Source organism: Flavobacterium sp. GNP010 (assembly GCF_056428945.1).
This window is the reverse complement of record NZ_JBWJVK010000018.1, coordinates 1-19258: the sequence shown is the minus strand read 5'-3', so window position 1 is coordinate 19258 and position 19258 is coordinate 1. Positions and strand designations below refer to the sequence as shown.

15 protein-coding genes are annotated in these 19258 nt (G+C 34.2%); 11 read left to right on the top strand and 4 right to left on the bottom strand.

Annotation, left to right across the window (positions count from 1 at the left end):
• Positions 1-71 precede the first annotated feature (71 nt).
• Positions 72-1016 (bottom strand): ion channel, encoded by a 945-nt coding sequence (locus tag AC061C_RS09210; RefSeq protein ID WP_478290932.1) that lies wholly within the window; start codon positions 1014-1016, stop codon positions 72-74.
• Positions 1017-1508: 492 nt separating this feature from the next.
• Here AC061C_RS09210 and AC061C_RS09205 point away from each other — a divergent pair, with 492 nt between their 5' ends.
• From AC061C_RS09205 to AC061C_RS09175, 7 genes are all read left to right on the top strand, one after another.
• Positions 1509-2402, top strand: coding sequence for a dienelactone hydrolase family protein (locus tag AC061C_RS09205; RefSeq protein WP_478290931.1), 894 nt, complete (start codon positions 1509-1511; stop codon positions 2400-2402).
• Between the two features lie 228 nt (positions 2403-2630).
• Positions 2631-3494 (top strand): DUF1963 domain-containing protein, encoded by an 864-nt coding sequence (locus AC061C_RS09200; protein WP_478290930.1) that lies wholly within the window; start codon positions 2631-2633, stop codon positions 3492-3494.
• Between the two features lie 269 nt (positions 3495-3763).
• The gene (locus AC061C_RS09195; RefSeq protein ID WP_478290929.1) at positions 3764-4171 is read left to right on the top strand and encodes a hypothetical protein; all 408 of its coding nucleotides are present in this window, start codon (positions 3764-3766) and stop codon (positions 4169-4171) included.
• 181 nt (positions 4172-4352) lie between these two features.
• Complete coding sequence (locus tag AC061C_RS09190; RefSeq protein WP_478290928.1) at positions 4353-6644, top strand: DNA topoisomerase 3; 2292 nt, start codon at positions 4353-4355, stop codon at positions 6642-6644.
• 248 nt (positions 6645-6892) lie between these two features.
• The gene (locus AC061C_RS09185) at positions 6893-7372 is read left to right on the top strand and encodes a DUF6265 family protein (RefSeq protein ID WP_478290927.1); all 480 of its coding nucleotides are present in this window, start codon (positions 6893-6895) and stop codon (positions 7370-7372) included.
• Between the two features lie 197 nt (positions 7373-7569).
• Positions 7570-9777 carry a TonB-dependent siderophore receptor gene (locus AC061C_RS09180; protein WP_478290926.1) on the top strand — a complete coding sequence of 736 codons (2208 nt, stop codon included), beginning with the start codon at positions 7570-7572 and terminating at the stop codon, positions 9775-9777.
• Positions 9778-9836: 59 nt separating this feature from the next.
• Positions 9837-10382, top strand: a complete 546-nt coding sequence (locus AC061C_RS09175; RefSeq protein ID WP_478290925.1) for a PepSY-associated TM helix domain-containing protein — start codon at positions 9837-9839, stop codon at positions 10380-10382.
• A 121-nt stretch (positions 10383-10503) separates the two neighbouring features.
• Here the strand turns inward: AC061C_RS09175 and AC061C_RS09170 are convergent, their stop codons facing one another.
• Complete coding sequence (locus tag AC061C_RS09170; RefSeq protein WP_478290924.1) at positions 10504-10881, bottom strand: hypothetical protein; 378 nt, start codon at positions 10879-10881, stop codon at positions 10504-10506.
• A gap of 368 nt (positions 10882-11249) precedes the next feature.
• Complete coding sequence (locus AC061C_RS09165) at positions 11250-13883, bottom strand: valine--tRNA ligase (protein WP_478290923.1); 2634 nt, start codon at positions 13881-13883, stop codon at positions 11250-11252.
• 161 nt (positions 13884-14044) lie between these two features.
• Between AC061C_RS09165 and AC061C_RS09160 the strand changes: the two genes are divergently transcribed.
• A complete protein-coding gene (locus AC061C_RS09160; RefSeq protein ID WP_417944668.1) occupies positions 14045-14431 on the top strand; it encodes a DUF1573 domain-containing protein in 387 nt (128 codons plus the stop codon).
• A gap of 58 nt (positions 14432-14489) precedes the next feature.
• Here the strand turns inward: AC061C_RS09160 and AC061C_RS09155 are convergent, their stop codons facing one another.
• Positions 14490-15821: a PDZ domain-containing protein gene (locus AC061C_RS09155; protein ID WP_478290922.1), complete on the bottom strand. Its 1332-nt coding sequence runs from the start codon at positions 15819-15821 to the stop codon at positions 14490-14492.
• Between the two features lie 129 nt (positions 15822-15950).
• Between AC061C_RS09155 and AC061C_RS09150 the strand changes: the two genes are divergently transcribed.
• The 3 genes from AC061C_RS09150 to cysS form a co-directional block, all read left to right on the top strand.
• Positions 15951-17144: a pyridoxal phosphate-dependent aminotransferase gene (locus tag AC061C_RS09150; protein ID WP_478290921.1), complete on the top strand. Its 1194-nt coding sequence runs from the start codon at positions 15951-15953 to the stop codon at positions 17142-17144.
• 226 nt (positions 17145-17370) lie between these two features.
• Positions 17371-18042: a GTP cyclohydrolase I FolE gene (gene folE, locus AC061C_RS09145; RefSeq protein WP_417969270.1), complete on the top strand. Its 672-nt coding sequence runs from the start codon at positions 17371-17373 to the stop codon at positions 18040-18042.
• 123 nt (positions 18043-18165) lie between these two features.
• Positions 18166-19258, top strand: a 1093-nt coding sequence (gene cysS / locus AC061C_RS09140) for a cysteine--tRNA ligase (protein ID WP_478290920.1), incomplete at its 3' end; no start/stop codon positions are given.

Here is a 19258-nt window from a genome sequence, read left to right as displayed (position 1 = left end):
TTCAACAAATGTAAAATAAATTTAATTAAAAACAGCTTTTAAAATTCCAAAACACATAAAAAAAGAGCAATTTATGGTAAAGAAACCCTTTTGTAAACGTTCAACAGATCTAAATTTAGGATAGTTTTAGAATTATCGGTACTCCTGGTGAACATGGGTTCAAATTTAGCTCCATAAACCAACTCATTAAAAGTATACGATGTTCTTATGGCTACCGTGTTGCTAAACATATCGTCAAAAGCGGTGATCATGACTATTATTTCACCATGAATAGCCTCAAAATCCTCTTGAGTATACTTATATAGCGGACTGTCCTCGGTTATGGGATGCACGAGTGTCCAGCTTAGAGTTAACAAATTTATTTTATCCAATTCTAGGTCCAAGGCAAAAAATTTATTGGTCATTAGTCCATTTTCTTTGATGCTTATTCCCAGCGTAACTTTTGCCAAAGCATCAGTAAGATTGGTATTTTTAAAAGGTGCGACCCGAATCATTAATCCAGTTCCTTCGCCATAAGGTGCAACGATTGCATTGTGTGAAAATTTTAAAAAAGCGGTTGGTTTGCTAAATCGACCAAAAAACAAACCCGTAGCAATTGCAAAACTCAATAATCCTATTAATGCCTCGGCAGCAGAAAGCAAACTTGTTAAGAAACCTACTGGACTAATGTGACCATAGCCAACAGTAGTAAAGGTTTGCGCACTAAAAAAGTAGGCTTGACCAAATTTACCTAAATCAGAGCCAGTAGCATCGATTCCGTTTAGATGTTCAATACCAATTGCATAATACAATAGTGCAAAAATGAAATTCATTCCAACATAAAACAACAACAGGATAGACATGAATCGCCAACGTGGCATATCGATCATAGTGTGGTACCAACTGATGCGGTGTAAGAAAAACAAACCGCGCTTTTCTACATTAGCAGTTCCATCCTTATTGATAAAACGCCCACCATAATTATTGGCATTGGTTCCAAAACCAGTATTGTGCTGTGATGCTCTTGTTGTTTTCATTGTGTTTTACCTAAAAATATGCTGAGTTAACCTCTCACGCTTGGTTGCCATTGCGATTGGAAATTCAAAAATAGAACTAAAATGCAAAACATCATATATATTTTATTATTGACAGTTGTTTTTATAGCAAATTCAAAACTAAGTAATGGCTAAAATGTGATGTCGTATTCTAATTAAGCACTAAATTTCTCTGCCACAGATTTCGCAGATTAGCACAAATTAATTTGTTGTGTAATTTTAAAAATATTTTTAAACCTCCAATCTGTAGCAAGAACAATTTTTAATACTTGCTACAATTTATTTTTCTTGCTACTTAGAACCCTTATTATTCTTTTCATCGAAGGAGGAATCCTCAGAAATTGGTCAAGACACGTTACTTCTTCGTTCCTCATAATGAAAAAGTTAGAGTCTATTAAATATAGTATTTTATAATTTCGATTATAAAATGCTCTCAAAACTTTTTATTATATTAGTACCAACTAAAAAAAAGCTATGAAACAAATAACCAAAGAGGACATCAGCCAAGAAGTATTTGACTTGTACGATGACTACGCACACAACAAAATTGACCGCCGAAGTTTTGTAGAAAAATTATCATTATTTGCTGTGGGAACGCTTACACTGCCTTCTCTACTGAGTTTTATGACGCCCAATTATGCGGATGCTATATTAATAAAACCCGAAGATCCCAGAATAAAATCAGGATTTATAACTTATGATTCTCCCAAAGGTGGCGGTACAATTAAAGGACTTTTGGCTCAACCCACAGCAACAAAAAAGAAAGTACCCGGAATTATTGTGGTGCATGAAAATCGCGGATTGAATCCGTATATAGAAGATGTAGGACGCAGAGCAGCCGTAGATGGTTTTATCACCTTGGCACCTGATGCTTTGTCACCACTAGGCGGTTATCCTGGAAATGATGATGCAGGTCGAGAATTACAAAAAAAACGAACTCGGGAGGAAATGCTCGAAGACTTCATTGCAGCCTACAATTACCTAAAAGCACACAAAGATTGCAACGGACATATTGGTGTAGTTGGTTTTTGTTTTGGCGGATGGATTGCCAACATGATGGCGGTAAAAATCCCAACCTTAGGCGCTGCAGTTCCGTATTATGGTGGCCAACCCACAGCAGCTGAAGCCGAGCTCATAAAAACTCCTATCCTAGCACAATATGCCAGCTTAGACACCCGTGTCAATGATGGCTGGCCCGCTTATGAAACCATACTCAAGAAGAACAAAGTAGCACATGTCGCTTATTTTTATGAAGGAGTGAACCATGGTTTTCACAACAATACTACACCGCGCTACGATGAAAAAGCAGCAACTTTATCATGGATAAGAACAATAGATTTTTTTAGAAAAGAACTGAAGCGAAAGTAATTCGTATTTCGAAGTGTGCGAAAAGTGGAACTATTGGGTCTCCACTTTTTTTATGGATTAATGTAAATAAAATACTTCAAAAATTAAATGCAATGCAGAATTTGAACTATATTTGAAACAAATTCAAAATGATATCAGTCAGAGCTATCACTCTAAATCTGGGGCGATAGGTCTGATTTTATAAGGTTTAAAGAGAAGTTGACAGAAAGTATAGAAAAAACAACAAAAATGGATTTTTTAAGAAAAATATTTGGATTAAATTCCTATGAAAAAATAAAAAATGAGATTATGACAAATGAACAGTTTTTCGAAACAGAATACATAAAAAATCTTATCGAAAAATATAGTAGAAAAACAGTATTATTAAAGCCTCATAAATCCGAAAAAGAAATAAAATGGACAGAAAGCAAATTTGGTGGTTATCCAAATTTAGAATCCTTTTCTGAATACCCAAAATGTAATTCCTGCAATAGTTCTCTGAATTTTGTATTTCAAATTTATAAAAAGGACTTCTCAGATTTTTATTTTCCGAGCGACTCAAACATTTTTCAATTATTTCGATGTCCAAATAATAATTGTAAAGATTCTTACAATGAATTTTTTGACCATAAAATGTTTCATTATTTTTCTAAGGTTAATTGTGAAAGAAATAAGGAATTAGAAAAAGAAAAAAACAATTTAACTGATTTGGAATTAGAAGTGCCTAATTGCTATTTGAAATCAATAGAAAAGTTTGATTTCCCAAATTATGACGACTATGATGAAAATGATTTTGTTGAAATTGAAAATAAATTTGGGGAAGACTTTTCAGAAGAATTTATGGACAAGTATTCTGCTATCCAAAACACAAAATTATATGGTTACCCAAGCTATACACAAAATCTTTGTTATCCAGTATGTAACTGTGGAAAAACAAAAGAATTTTTATTTCAGCTTTCTAGTGAAGATATTGAAGATGGTGTTGAATTTCCACCAAAACCTGATAATTGGTCAAGTCACGGTATAATGATTGGAGATGTTGGAAATATCTACTACTACATTTGCAAAGATTGTGGTGAAAAAAGCATTGAAAGTAATTGGGATAGCTATTAAAATGCCTTTTGCTAACAGCTAGGTTTTTGTTCCGTGCGTAGCACGAACAATGAAAACCTTATTAAACGGAACCGTTCACTGCTAGGAACTATGAAATGATTCGCTTCGCATATTCGCGATCGCTCGGGCCGAACATTTTAAAAACCTTTTTACTTAACAGCAAATCAAGTACATTTACAAAATAGATTGCTTATTTTTAATACTTTAAAATTAAAGAGTAAAAAGATCAAAATAAAAATTTTACAAAATCACATCTAATTCGACAAAAAATGAATATTAAAAAAGAACACCTAACAAAAGGATTTATTCTTGCTGGATTGATGAACATATCAGGCGTATTATTATTCTCCAGAATTTTTAGTAATGCGGTTATTCCAGAATTTGATCCTCAAGCCATGTCCAATTTTGGATTGATAATGATTGTAGTTTGGGGGTTTGGGTATATAGCAGCATCCCAAAATTTTGATCAAGTAAAATGGTTAATTGCTGTATTTATGATTGAAAAATTAATTTATGCAACCCACTGGACAAAATGGATACTCGATAACAAAATTACAGATGTGCTAGAAAAAGATAAAATGGCTGGAATATTTTATGTGATTTATGGCATCAATGACTGGATTTTCTTTTTATTTTTCTTGTTTGTTTTTATAAGCGTAGCTCGTAAAAAGATATAAAATCTTAAAAAAAATACCCAAATATCTAATACTCCAAACTAAAGTGCCAAGTACTGGAAACCCGTACATTTTATTACTTCTAAAAAAACAGGACGCATCTCCTAATCATAACTCCCTTAGATTTCCTTTTCATACCAATTTCTAAATTCCTAATTTGCGACTTCAAAATCAATCGCAAAAAATGAAGGTCTGTATTGCCGAAAAACCAAGTGTAGCACGAGAAATCGCATCCGTTTTGGGCGCTAATACCAAGCACGATGGGTATTTTGAAGGCAATGGATATCAGGTAACGTACACTTTTGGGCATTTATGTACCTTGAAAGAACCGAACGACTACAAACCGCATTGGAAAAGTTGGGATTTGAACAACCTACCCATGCTTCCCGAGAAATTTGAGACAAAAGTAGTGGAGAATTCGGGAATCCAAAAGCAATTTAAAATCATAAAAAAATTATTCGACAAAGCCGAATTGGTTATCAACTGCGGGGATGCTGGACAAGAAGGAGAACTCATTCAGCGTTGGGTTATGAACGAAGCCCAGTATAAAGGGGAAGTAAAACGCCTGTGGATTTCATCCTTAACCCCCGAAGCCATCAAAGAGGGATTCCATAACTTGAAGCCATCCGCAAACTACGATAATTTATACTACGCCGGCTTTTCCAGAGCTATTGGCGACTGGTTACTCGGTATGAATGCCACGCGATTGTACACCGTAAAACATGGCGGATACAAACAAGTTTTATCTATTGGAAGGGTGCAAACCCCAACATTGGCAATGGTCGTGGACCGATTCAAAGAGTTCAAGAATTTTAAACCACAGCCGTATTGGGAATTACAAACGGTGTATCGAGATACGCTTTTCAGTTATGAGGAAGGGCGTTTTTTGAAAAAGGAAGATGGTGAAATTCTCGCCATTAAAGTCAAAGAAAGTGAATTCGAAATAGTTTCTGTCGAAAAAAAGAACGGTAATGAATTTGCACCAAAACTATTCGATTTAACAGGTCTTCAAGTCTACTGCAATACAAAATTTGGTTTTACGGCAGATGAAACGCTTAAAATTGTACAGACTTTGTACGAACAAAAAGTGGTCACCTACCCGAGAGTCGATACCACATTTTTACCTAACGATATTTATCCAAAAGTACCTGGGATTCTGAAAAACTTGACGAATTATGCCGTGTTGACGCAACCGCTTTTAGAAAAAAAGATTAAAAAATCGCCCAAGGTTTTCAACGATAAAAAAGTTACGGATCACCATGCGATTATTCCAACGGGGATTCAAAGTAATTTGCAATACAATCAGCAGCAAGTATATGATAGTATTACAAAGCGATTTATTGCCGTTTTTTATGACGATTGTTTGGTTGCCAATACAACGGTAGTCGGGAAAGCTGCCGATATTTTATTCAAAACCACTGGAAAAGAAATCTTGAAAAAAGGATTTCGTGTAGTATTTGAAGACCCAAACGCAAAAGAAAAAGAAGCGGACATCTTGCCGAGTTTTGTTGTAGGTGAAAAAGGGCCACACCAACCTTCATTTTTAGAAAAGGAAACCAAACCACCGAATCAATTTACCGAAGCGACTTTACTGCGCACCATGGAAACCGCAGGCAAACAAGTGGATGATGAAGATTTACGCGAATTGATGAAAGAAAACGGTATTGGACGACCTTCAACGCGAGCCAATATTATTGAAACTCTTTTTAGACGCCAATATATTGTAAGAAACAAAAAACAAGTTTTGCCCACACCAACGGGTATTCAGCTTATTGATACGATTCAAAATGATTTAGTAAAATCAGCGGAATTGACGGGATCTTGGGAAAAACAGTTAAAAGATATTGAAAAGGGATCCTGCAGTGCTGGTTCCTTTATCAATAATATGAAGCGAATGGTAGCCGCTTTGGTCGATGAAGTTCGCAGTGAAAGCAGGCAAGCTAATATTTCGCATGCAGGAAGTGTTCCAAAAGAAGTTACTAAAGTAGAGAAAAAGAAAGTAATCGGAATTTTGGCGGAAGCCTGCCCCAAATGTAAAAAAGGAATACTTATAAAAGGAAAATCTTCGTTTGGGTGTTCCAATTATAAAGCGGGTTGCACGTTTTTATTGCCTTATACTTTTGCCGATAAAAAAATATCCGAAAACCAGTACTTGCGACTGCTTCAAAAAGGATCAACGGTAAACTTGAAAGATTTTAAAACCAATTCAGGTACTGTAGAAGGCTTGTTGCGTTTTGATGACAACTTCAAACTCATTTTAGAACCTAAGAAAACTTTGGCGAAAGCCATACCTGACGAATTAACCTGTCCGAAATGCCAGAAAGGAACCGTGCTAAAAGGAAAAATGGCTTATGGGTGCAGTAATTATAAATCAGGCTGCGATTTTAAGGTCCCATTTGATGTAGTTCGGGAGAAATTAAAAGATCAAAAACCTACTAAAGAATTGGTTTATACTATATTGAATGAAAGTGTTTAAATTTTGTTTTAAACATATAAGTCATATAAGAAAGTTTGTTTGTCACATTTGCGAGAGAGAATGTAAGTTAAAACATTCTTTATGAATTATTCAACTTTCATTAAATGAACTGTTTTTTTCTTTAGTATATTCCAATTAAAAACTTAAATGACTGATTTGGTAAACATTTGATTCCAAAACAAATAAGGCGACGTTATTCTATTTTTTATTAATTTAGCAGTTCAAAATAACACATAATATTTATACCAATGTTTCAAAAAACAACCCTTATATTACTTTTGTTATCCATTTTTTCCTGCAAAGAATCGGATGCAAATGAAAAAGAAAAAATAAAAGCCGCCAATTGGATTTTAGGTAATTGGGAAAGCAAGTCCGATGAAGGTACGCTGACAGAGTCTTGGTCAAAAGTAAATGACAGCACTTTTCAAGCAACTTCCTATTTTATTAAAGAAAAGGATACGATCCATTTTGAAACCATCATCTTGCAGCAGAAAGACGACGTTCTCACCTATTCTGCTACGGTATTAGGACAAAATAATGACAAAGCAGTTGCTTTCAAACAAACGAATGAAACTCCAAAACAACTGACATTCGAAAATCTTAAACACGATTATCCCCAAAAAATAACATATACTCACAAAACCACGATAGAATTAGCGGTTAAAATTTCTGGAATACAGCAAGGAAAACCTACTTCAGAAGAATTTATAATGAAGAAAATCAAATAAAATTTTAACATATCGCCTTCCAATCAAAACCTTACTCATTAAAAGTAAGGTTTTTTTATGCTCTTAAAATACTGAATTTCAATAGCGAAAGAACGATCTTTAATTCACTATTCATATTTAGTCTAAATAAGTTTTGTTAAATCAAAAGTGCTTTATATATTTGCACCGTTATTTTTAATTATTCCAAATAAACAATCATGAAATATATTTTGCTCCCAACAGTAAGCCTATTATTCAGCTTATCTTGTTTCGCACAAGAATCAGCTACTGCAACTGACGACAAAAATTTTGATGCCGCAATTTCATCAGAATTTGACACAATCAAAAACAAAAAAGGTGGTGTACTTAGAGAAGTTATTATTACCGCCAATACAGAGAAAAAACCTGTTTCGGCACTGCGATCTGGTTTAAAACCAATGGATACACCACAAAGCGTTCAAGTTATTGGTGCTGAAATAATAACACAACAACAAGCCATTCGTTTAAGTGAAGTCATCAAAAACATCAATGGAGTTTATGTAGGTTCCGCTAGAGGTGGCGCGCAAGAATCATTTTTTTCGAGAGGATATGACATGTCTGCCAATAATATGTTTAAAAATGGTTTTCGTTACAATGCTGGTTCCATACCAGAAGTTTCAGGTTTAGAAAAAGTTGAAGTCCTAAAAGGAAGTGCTGCTTTGCTTTACGGAAATGTGGCGCCAGGGGGAATTTTAAACATGGTTACTAAAACTCCATCTTTCAAGAAAGGAGGCGAAATTTCAATGCAAATGGGGAGCTACTCCTTTTACAAACCATCCATTGATGTATATGGCCCATTAAATGACATTATTGCTTACCGCTTTACTGGTTCTTATGAAAACTCTAAAAGTTTTAGAGATAATGTAACCAAAGAGCGCTATTACATTAATCCTTCCTTTTTGTTTAAAGTAAATGATAAAACGGAGATTATTTTGCAAGGAGACTATTTAAAAGACTACTGGACTCCTGATTTTGGAACGGGAATCATCGGAAAAAAAATATTAGACCTTCCTAGAAACCTTTATTTAGGCGCAACTTGGTCTAATGGAGAAACCAATCAAGCTACTGTTTCTGGTTTGCTAACACATAATTTTAATAAAGACTGGAAATTAAACTTTAATACCTCTTTTCAAAACTATGAGAGAACTTCTAAAGGTACCGAACGAGTGCAACCAGCTGCAAATGGTGATTGGAATCGACCTTTGGGACAAAACAAAAACTTAGAACAAATTATAGGCGAACAATTGAGCGTGCAAGGAAATTTTACAACTGGAAAAGTGAGACATCAATTATTCACTGGTATGGATTTAGAAAACTCCTTTTCACAAGCTTATACCTTTACATTTACACCTACGACTTACGGTAGTGGCAACCTATTTGACTTTGAAAATTTTAACCAAGGCGGAGCGATATCAGTTGGTAAGAATACTAGAATAGTAAAAACAGATACCAACCGTTTTGGTATCTATGCACAAGATTTGATTTCACTTACTGAAAAATTCAAAGTTCTCGCAGGAATTCGTTGGTCTTGGCAAGAGGCACAAGTAGAAACCACAGACCTGATTAAAAAAACAAGTATTGAAGATAAAAAACGAAAAGACCTCGCCTTCACTCCAAAACTTGGGTTGGTTTATCAACCTACAAAAGATCTGTCTGTATTTGCTAGTTACGCAAACTCTTTTACTCCAAATACAGGAACAACTGTAGACTTGAAAGCAATTGAACCATCTATAATTGACCAATATGAAGTTGGTGTGAAGAAAGATTTTTGGAGAGGAGCATTAAGTACAAATGTTACTGTGTACCAAATCACAAATAGTAATTTAGCACAAACAGCTGAATTTAAAGCTGATGGATCCTCTAATACAGATAGTTCAATAAAAGTGTTAAGTGGAGAAACCAACAGCAAAGGAGTAGAACTTGATATTGTTGCAAAACCAATAGAGGGACTAAACATTATTGCCGGATACAGTTACAATGACATGCGTTTTACCAAAACTTCTGGTTTAAAAGGGAGCTTTATTGAAGGAGATCGATTAGCTAGAACTCCAGCAAATACTGCCAATTTAAGTTTTTTCTATACATTGCAATCTGGTACATTTAAAGGAGTTTCGCTGGGAGCTTTAGGAAATTATATCGGGAAAAGAGTTGGTGGATGGAACAATCAAGTCGATGCTTCATTGCCTAATGGAATATTTGACAGAGAAATTCCTTTAGAAGGCTATACCACAATTGACGTATCCGTTGGTTATGAATGGAAAAAAATATCGATCTTGTGCAAACTTTCTAACGTTACAAATGAGTTGAATTACACTGTACACGAAAACTATAGCGTAAACCCAATTGCACCGAGACAAGTATTAACCAGTTTACGATATAAATTTTAATTAAACCTTTTACCAAACAAATAGTCTGACTCCTGATTTATTTTATAATTTTTTAAACCATGAAAAAAATTAAAGCAAGAAACCTACACCGCGATTTAGGATATTTTTACATTGGACTGATTGTATCTTTTGCATTCTCCGGACTATTAATGAATCACAGAGATATGTGGCATTCTGAAAAATACACTACAGAAACCAAAGCCATCACAGTGAAACTCCCTGAAGAAAATAAAATTGATGAAAAATTTGCTGAGGATTTTGGAAAAAAATTGGGAATCGATGACAAGTTCAGACGTCATAATGTAAAGAAGGATGTATTTAAAATTTCCTTTGAAAACCACGATGTCGAAATTGATATGAAAACAGGAAAAGGTGAAATTGTATCATTTGTAAAAACGCCAATCATCAGTCAAACGATGAAATTGCACAAAAACACATCGAATTTCTGGATTTATTATTCTGATATTTTTGCAATAAGTTTAATTCTTATCGCTTTGACTGGAACTTTGATGATCAAAGCTGGAAAATTCAGCTGGAAGAACAGAGGTTGGAAACTAGCGGTTGCTGGAGTTGTATTTCCATTACTGTTCTTATTTTTATTCTAAAAAATAAATAGTAAAATCCTCGTTTCAAAAATAAATTGCCTCCAAAAAATAAACAGTATTTGGGGGCATTTTATTTAAAAAACAATCTGTTTTTTGGATTATTGTAAAATCGCAATAATTCTTAACTGATTTGAATTCCACTTTTTTCCAGTAGCTCAAAAAGAGTATTGCTATGATTAGGTTCATACTTCTCGATACCACTTTGATACCATTCCTCAATCATTGCTACTTGATGTGCTGTATATCCTTCATCATCAATAGGCAATCCAAGTAAGCCTGCAATAAGAAAATCTTCTAAAATCATATCTGTAACGATTCGCTGCGGAATTCCATTACATATTAAGCCATTCATTCGTTCATATTCTGATCGCCCAGCATTAAACCCCATTATAAATGCATCGTTTTTCATTGCACTATTAAATTCTAAATATGGATTTAAACCAATAGAATAGCCTTCAAAATAATATTGCCTATAAGTAGGACTAAACGCTTTTTTCATCTTGTATTATTTGTGGTATTTGGAAATCTTACTATAAAATTATTAACAATATTTCAGGAAGCAATTTAAAATCGATTAAAGGACAAAATACTCTTTTAAACACAGCGCTATTGACGTTTGTCGATAAAAGTATTTCAAACTAAACCACTAAGGATTGGACCTACATGAATTAGGTTAAACAGAATGAAGGTATTGTAAGTTGAATTGTAATACTAATAGATTAGCCCTATTTTAAAGTGATTTAAAAAGATTAAACCATATAAATCTGTGGCTAAAATTTTAATTGCAACTTAAAAAATTATTCATGTAAAAAAAATCCCATTCGCAAACGTTGCAAATGGGATAATAATAAGGTTTTAATTTTGTTCCTATTTTAGTCCAGCCAAACTGTGTTCGATGGTGTCAATTTTTGCTAAAGCATCCGCTTCTTTTTGTCTTTCGTTTGCCAACACCTTCTCTGGCGCGCCAGCAACAAACTTCTCATTAGATAGTTTATTTTGAACAGATTTCAAGAAACCTTGCGTATACACCAACTCTGCTGTTAATTTTGCAATTTCCTCTTCAACGTTTATGTTTCCAGTGATAGGGATAAAATATTCATTAGATTTTACACGGAAAGACAATGCTCCATCTACTTTATCCGATACATATTCTAATGCAGTGATATTCCCTAATTTGGTTACAACCGAATCAAAATAAGTAGAAGCTTTATCATTATTAACAACTTTCAACTCTATTACATCTTTGAAAGGAATATTTTTGTCTTTTCGAATTGTTCTAATTCCGGAAATTACTTCAATAGTGTTCTCAAAATCAGCAATTAAACTGGCATTAAATGGTTTCATTTCTGGCCAAGTAGAAACAATCAATGCTTCTGCTGTAGTTCTTTCTGCAAGAATTTGCCAAATTTCCTCAGTCAAAAACGGCATAAAAGGATGCAATAATTTCAAATTGTTTTCGAGCATTTCAATGGCTTTCGCCAAAGTTACGCTGTCTATTGGCTGTTGGTACGCTGGTTTGATCATTTCTAAGAACCAAGAACAAAAGTCGTCCCAAACCAATTTATAAATTGCCATTAACGCATCTGAAATTCTATACTTTTCAAAGTTATCTTCAATTTCAAGAAGTGTTTGCTGCAATTTAGCCTCATACCATTCAATGGCTACTTTAGACGATTCTGGCTGAGGAATAGCATCAGACACTTCCCATCCTTTGATCAATTTAAACGCATTCCAAATTTTATTGGTAAACGCTTTACCTTGGTTACACAATTCTTCATCAAACATGATATCGTTTCCTGCAGAAGCGCTCAAAAGCAATCCTACACGAACACCATCGGCACCAAATTTTTCAATTAAGTCTAAAGGATCAGGGGAATTTCCTAGTGATTTAGACATCTTGCGTCTTTGTTTATCACGAACCAAACCAGTCAAATACACGTTTGTAAACGGTTTTTTATCGGTGTATTCATAACCTGCAATAATCATTCTGGCCACCCAGAAAAATAAAATATCTGGACCCGTAACCAAATCGTTGGTTGGGTAATAGTATTTAAAATCGTCACTTTCTGGGTCCATAATTCCGCCAAAAACGGACATTGGCCACAGCCAAGACGAAAACCAAGTATCAAGAGCATCAACATCTTGACGTAAGTCAGAAGTGAGAAGTGAGAAGTTAGAAGTTTTAGCTTGTGCTAATTTCAATGCTTCTTCAATTGTTTCGGCAACGACAAAATCTTCTTTTCCGTCACCATAAAAATACGCCGGAATTTGTTGTCCCCACCACAGTTGACGGGAGATATTCCAATCCCGAATATTGTTAAGCCAGTGCGCATAGGTATTATTAAAACGAGCTGGATGTAATTTGATATCGCCATCAACCAAAACTGATTGGATGGCCGGTTTTACCAAATCTTCCATCTTCAAGAACCATTGGTCAGACAAACGAGGTTCGATAACGGCCTTTGTTCTTTCTGAGGTTCCAACTTTATTTAAGTGTATTTCTGTTTTTGCCAAAGCACCAATGGTTTCTAATTCTTTGGCAATTGCTTCACGAACCACAAAACGATCTTGACCTTGAAAGTGCAATCCAAAACTGTTAAGGGTTGCATCTTCGTTGAAAATATCAATTATTTCCAAATTGTGCTTTTCTCCCAATGCTTTGTCATTCATATCGTGTGCTGGAGTTACTTTTAAACAACCAGTACCAAATTCGATATCTACATATTCATCTTCAATAATTGGAATAACTCTTCCGCATATAGGAACGATCGCTTTTTTGCCTTTCAAATGAGCAAAACGTTCGTCATTTGGATTAATACAAATCGCAGTATCGCCAAAAATAGTTTCAGGACGTGTTGTTGCAATCGTTAGAAAGTCTTCACTTCCCTCGATTTTATATTTTAGAAAGTACAATTTCCCTTGCTGTTCTTCATAAATCACTTCTTCATCAGACAAAGTAGTTTTTGCTTCAGGATCCCAATTCACCATTCGGTATCCCCTATAAATCAAACCTTTGTTATATAAATCTACAAAAGAACGAATTACTGATGCCGACATATCAGGATCCATAGTAAATTTAGTTCGTTCCCAATCACACGAAGCGCCTAGTTTTTTTAATTGATCTAGAATTACACCACCGTACTTATCTGTCCATTCCCAAGCATGAGATAAAAATTCCTCGCGTGTTAAATCATTTTTATTGATTCCTTCGGCTTTTAATTTAGCCACTACCTTCGCTTCGGTGGCTATAGAGGCGTGATCCGTTCCAGGAACCCAACATGCATTAAAACCTTTTAGTCGGGCTCTTCGAATTAATACATCTTGAATCGTATTGTTTAACATGTGCCCCATGTGCAAAACTCCAGTAACATTGGGAGGAGGAATTACAATAGTATAAGGTGTTCTGTGGTCAGGCTCAGAATGAAAATAATTATTCTTCATCCAGTAGTCATACCACTTATTTTCAATAGTTTTAGCGTCAAATTGTGCAGGAATAGTCATAAAAAGCAACTGTTAAAACCAAAATTAAACTTTGGTCTGATATTTGTAATTCAAGTTGAGAACAAAAGTAAATAATAAAGTACACTATAAAAAGGGAAAAAAATATTTGTACGTAAATTAAAAGGATGTAAATTTACTTAATGAATTTAAATATTTAGGAAATGAAAAAAACAATAGCTTTAGTCGCATTCGCATTAATTAGCAGTATTGGTTTTGCTCAAAATGGTCCAAAAATTGAATTTGAAGCCAAAGACAACACAATCGATTATGGAAAGGTCAATAAGAATGACAATGGCTCTCGTGATTTTATCTTTACAAATACAGGTAATGCACCATTAATAATAAGTAATGTATTGTCTACTTGTGGTTGTACAGTTCCTACTAAACCAGAAGAGCCAATTCTACCTGGAAAAAAAGGCAAAATAACGGTAAAGTATAATATGGCACTTGGACCAATTAGAAAAACCCTAACGGTAGAGTCTAACGCAGTAAATTATGAAGGCGGCAGAGTTGCTCTTAAAATAAAGGGTGAAGTTATTTCGGATTAATTCTAATTAAAATATAAAATCAAAATGCTTTTGGAAATTCTACCAAAAGCATTTTTTTTTACAAAATATTGTACAGCTGAAAATTAAATTTCAAAATTTCGCTTTTACGTTCAACTTCTAAAGTGATTCTTTTTTCCTCTTCGGATCTAAAAAGAGCGTTGATCTCTTGTAGAGTACGCTTGTATATTGGATTATAGTTAATAGTTATGATCACATCTCCTTTTTGTAATCCTGCAATTGCTGCTGGAGAATTTGGGCGAACGTAAGCAATCTCATAAATAGGCTTTAATTGGAACTTATATTTAAAATCACTTGTGTAAACTCTAATTCCACCCGACTCATTATCCTGTCTAGATAGTGGCACTGTCTCCATCCTTACGGTTTCCTGAACCCATTGCAAACCATTTTGCTGGATCTCAACACCACTTTTATTGTAACTAAAAGGTGTATTATAATTCCCGTTCTTTTTTAAAAACATTTGATTGTTTTTATAATCAAAAACCACTGTAAATCGTTTCATAACCTCACCTCCCACAGAGCCTTTTCGGTCTACAACCATATTTACATTTTTTATAGAAATTGAATCTGGAAAAGCAACTACAGGATTATTAAATTCAAAATCTGTCATTTTAAATTTATTAACCAGGGCTCTTCTCCCTTTCACATCTCCGCTAAATCCCCTTCCCAGAAAATCTTCAAAATTCTTTGTAGGTACTGTAATCAATTCGGATCGATCTTGAAAGAGCCATAAAGCATCACTGTTTCCAATATCTATCAATAACTTAACCGGTATTTCTTTATTATCTTGAACAATGGTACTTTGTATGTAAGGCTTGGACTTTTCAATAGAAATGGGTATTCTTTTATAGTTTTTTTCAATTTTTAGTCGATTTTTTTCAGTCTCTTTGTACACTACAACTTTCTTTTTGCTATAATTGACTTCAACTAAATAATTTCGGAAAAACTGATAGCCAATAATACCGTTAACTGGAATTCCTACATGAGATGATAGATTAAATTCGGGATCCAAAATAATATAAAGCATATGATTCCGAAATTTCATTTCATCAAATTCCAAAAGGTTATTGGTAGATTTCAAACCCTCTACTGCTTCTTGACTGCCCAATCCTTTTAGTAAAATTCTTTCTGTATTAAAAAAACGGACTTCTTTTTTGTCTTCCAAACTAAATAATATAGTTTCGTCGACACCTGTATCCAAAAGAAAATTAAGCTCTACACCATTTACTTTTATAGGAATAAAAACTAAATTATTGATCAATTTAAATGGGATGCTGATTTTATTGACGCCATTTTCAAACTGAAATCCTTTTTGGGCAGAAATAGGACAAAAAAATAGGCAAATGAGAATTGTTACTACTGTTTTTTTCATTGTTAATCTTTGACATAAAAATACTAAAAAAATTATATCAAAACTGCAGTTTTAACAATATATACTCGTTTTGATTGTAATACATTCGGAAAAAAAATCGCAAATTTGCAATTCAATAATTATATGACTATGCCAAAAATATCTATCAAAGGCACACAAATGCCAGAATCACCAATCCGAAAATTGGTTCCTTACTCAGAAATCGCTAAGAAAAAAGGAAATAAAGTATATCATTTGAACATTGGCCAACCGGATATTAAAACACCCGAGGTTGCAATGGAAGCTGTTAAAAACATTGATTTAACTATTTTAGAATACAGCCATTCCGCAGGAAACGAAAGCTATAGAACAAAATTATCTGCTTCTTACATCAAGCAAGGTGTATCAGTAAACAAGGAAGATATAATTATCACTACAGGTGGATCTGAAGCGTTAATGTTTGCAATGGGAAGCACTATGGACCAAGGTGATGAAATCATCATACCAGAACCTTTTTATGCAAATTACAACGGATTTTCAACAGCCTCAGGCGTTACTGTTGTTCCTGTAATCTCAACTATTGAAACTGGATTTGCTTTGCCAGCAGTAGCTGATTTTGAAAAACTAATTACTCCAAAAACAAAGGCAATCTTGATTTGTAATCCAGGAAACCCGACTGGCTATTTATATTCAAAAGAGGAAATTATGCAATTGGCCGCTTTGGTTAAAAAACATGATTTGTTCTTAATTTCTGATGAAGTATATCGAGAATTCACCTATGATGGCGACGTTCATTATTCAGTTATGAATGTTCCCGGACTAGAAGAGCACGCTATTATGATTGATTCGGTTTCAAAAAGATACAGCATGTGCGGTGCAAGAATTGGATGTATTGTTTCTAAAAACAAAGAAGTGATGGGAGCAGCTATGAAATTTGCGCAAGCAAGACTAAGCCCACCCACCATTGAACAAATTGCAAGTGAAGCGGCATTAGACACTCCACAAAGTTATTTTGACGAGGTGATTTCAGAATATAGAGAACGAAGAGATACTTTAGTAACTGAGTTGAATAAAATTGAAGGTGTTGTGGTATCCAAACCTAAAGGTGCGTTTTATTGTATTGCACAACTTCCAATTGAAAACGCTGATGATTTTGCCCAATGGCTATTGGAAACCTATGATTTAAACGGTGAAACAGTAATGGTAGCACCAGCTGCAGGTTTTTACTCTACTCCTGGAATGGGTTTGAATCAAGTTCGAATTGCTTACGTGCTAAAAAAAGAAGATTTAATTCGTGCAGTACAAATTATAAAAACAGCGATACCAATCTATAACGCAAGGTAAGGTAATAGCAAAAGGGCTAAAGAATAGTTTCAAAACATAGCACCTTACATTTTAAAAGAAAGGCAATAGCGAATTCGTTGTTGCCTTTCTTTTATTTTAAAAAAACATAGAATACCAAGCGCAAACAATAAAGTACTCTTAAATACTTAGGCTATAGAAATACTTTACTTTTTATTATTTATCTTTACCGCTCAAATAAATATACCCACTATAATAGTTGCTTTTAATGATAAAAAACGAAGAATTTCAAGACGAAATAGGAGATAATCATGTTAGTTTATCTGCAAAAAATCCAGTAAGAGATGATGCTTTTGACCTTTCTGATGATGAAAAAATTGAAAAAATAAAAAAAGATGTTGAGAGTATTTTAAGTACCCTTGGAATGGACTTGACGGATGATAGTTTAAAAGGCACGCCCAATCGTGTAGCAAAAATGTTTGTAAAAGAAATTTTTGGAGGTTTAAATCCTTCAAAAAAACCAAAAGCATCTACGTTTGATAATAATTACAAATACGGCGAAATGCTAGTAGAAAAAAACATAATTGTTTACTCTACTTGCGAGCATCATTTATTACCAATTATTGGAAGAGCACATGTTGCTTATATTTCAAATGGTAGGGTAATAGGTTTATCTAAAATGAATCGTATTGTTGAATATTATGCCAAAAGACCTCAAGTACAAGAGCGTTTAACGATGCAAATTGTTCAGGAATTACAAATCGCATTGGGTACTGAAGATGTAGCTTGTGTAATTGATGCCAAACACCTTTGTGTTAATTCAAGAGGAATTAGTGATATTGAGAGCAGCACGGTAACCTCCGAATTTGGTGGAAAATTTAAAGACAATGTAACGCGTAGAGAGTTTTTGGATTATATCAAATTAGAAACAAAATTCTAAAAAAGAAATAAATTTCATAGTATCGATAAGCCCTAGCCCTGATGGAAGCGGTATCCTTTTTATGGCTTTTTAGCCATAAAAAGATTAAGCGTACAGCAGGAATAAGCTCCTAAAAAATAAAAAATGCCATTATATAGTAACCAAACTCTAAAAATATACAATTCTCTTTCTGGAGAAAAAGAAACATTTACACCCATTCACGAAGGAAATGTAGGAATGTACGTTTGTGGACCAACGGTTTATAGTAATGTGCATCTTGGAAACGTTCGTACCTTCATGTCATTTGACGTTATTTTTAGGTATTTTTTGCATTTGGATTATAAAGTACGCTACGTTCGAAATATTACAGACGTAGGGCATATTGTGGATGATGTAGATGAAGGTGAAGATAAAATTGCAAAAAAAGCGCGTTTAGAGCAGCTAGAACCTATGGAAGTAGTGCAACGGTATACGGTAGATTTTCATGATATCTTGAACGAATTTAATTTTTTACCACCAAGTATAGAACCAACAGCTACGGGTCATATTATCGAACAAATTGAAATTATTAAAACTATAATCGACAAAGGAATTGGATATGAAGCCAATGGATCTGTTTATTTTGATGTAGTAAAATTCAATGAAACCAATCATTATGGCCGACTAAGTGGTCGAAATATTGAGGATATGCTTGCCAATACCCGTGATCTTGACGGACAAAGTGACAAGAGAAATTCACAAGATTTTGCACTTTGGAAAAAAGCTGAACCGCAACATATCATGCGTTGGCCTTCGCCATGGAGCGATGGATTTCCAGGATGGCACCTAGAGTGTACTGCCATGAGTACTAAATATTTAGGCAATCATTTTGATATTCATGGAGGCGGAATGGATTTAAAATTCCCGCATCATGAATGTGAAATTGCTCAAAATGAAGCCTGTACCGGTCAGACTCCTGTTAATTACTGGATGCATGCCAACATGTTGACGTTGAACGGAAAAAAAATGGCCAAATCTACTGGTAATAATATTTTGCCAAGAGAAATATTGACTGGTGACAATACTATTTTAAGTAAAGCTTTCTCTGCATCGGTTGCACGATTTTTCATGTTACAAGCACACTACAGAAGCATTCTTGATTTTTCTGATGATGCAATAGTTGCCGCAGAAAAAGGATATAAACGATTGATGGAAGCAATGCATTCATTAAAAGATATCTCAGCTAGCGCAAAAAGCA

Bases quoted from the DNA above. Each gene is read 5' to 3' on its own strand.
- AC061C_RS09210 (WP_478290932.1), bottom strand. From the start codon at position 1,016: ATGAAAACAACAAGAGCATCACAGCACAATACTGGTTTTGGAACCAAT.
- AC061C_RS09160 (WP_417944668.1), top strand. From the start codon at position 14,045: ATGAAAAAAACAATAGCTTTAGTCGCATTCGCATTAATTAGCAGTATT.
- folE (WP_417969270.1), top strand. From the start codon at position 17,371: ATGATAAAAAACGAAGAATTTCAAGACGAAATAGGAGATAATCATGTT.
- AC061C_RS09155 (WP_478290922.1), bottom strand. From the start codon at position 15,821: ATGAAAAAAACAGTAGTAACAATTCTCATTTGCCTATTTTTTTGTCCT.
- AC061C_RS09185 (WP_478290927.1), top strand. From the start codon at position 6,893: ATGTTTCAAAAAACAACCCTTATATTACTTTTGTTATCCATTTTTTCC.
- AC061C_RS09150 (WP_478290921.1), top strand. From the start codon at position 15,951: ATGCCAAAAATATCTATCAAAGGCACACAAATGCCAGAATCACCAATC.
- AC061C_RS09175 (WP_478290925.1), top strand. From the start codon at position 9,837: ATGAAAAAAATTAAAGCAAGAAACCTACACCGCGATTTAGGATATTTT.
- AC061C_RS09190 (WP_478290928.1), top strand. From the start codon at position 4,353: ATGAAGGTCTGTATTGCCGAAAAACCAAGTGTAGCACGAGAAATCGCA.
- AC061C_RS09205 (WP_478290931.1), top strand. From the start codon at position 1,509: ATGAAACAAATAACCAAAGAGGACATCAGCCAAGAAGTATTTGACTTG.
- AC061C_RS09180 (WP_478290926.1), top strand. From the start codon at position 7,570: ATGAAATATATTTTGCTCCCAACAGTAAGCCTATTATTCAGCTTATCT.
- AC061C_RS09195 (WP_478290929.1), top strand. From the start codon at position 3,764: ATGAATATTAAAAAAGAACACCTAACAAAAGGATTTATTCTTGCTGGA.
- AC061C_RS09170 (WP_478290924.1), bottom strand. From the start codon at position 10,881: ATGAAAAAAGCGTTTAGTCCTACTTATAGGCAATATTATTTTGAAGGC.
- AC061C_RS09200 (WP_478290930.1), top strand. From the start codon at position 2,631: ATGGATTTTTTAAGAAAAATATTTGGATTAAATTCCTATGAAAAAATA.
- AC061C_RS09165 (WP_478290923.1), bottom strand. From the start codon at position 13,883: ATGACTATTCCTGCACAATTTGACGCTAAAACTATTGAAAATAAGTGG.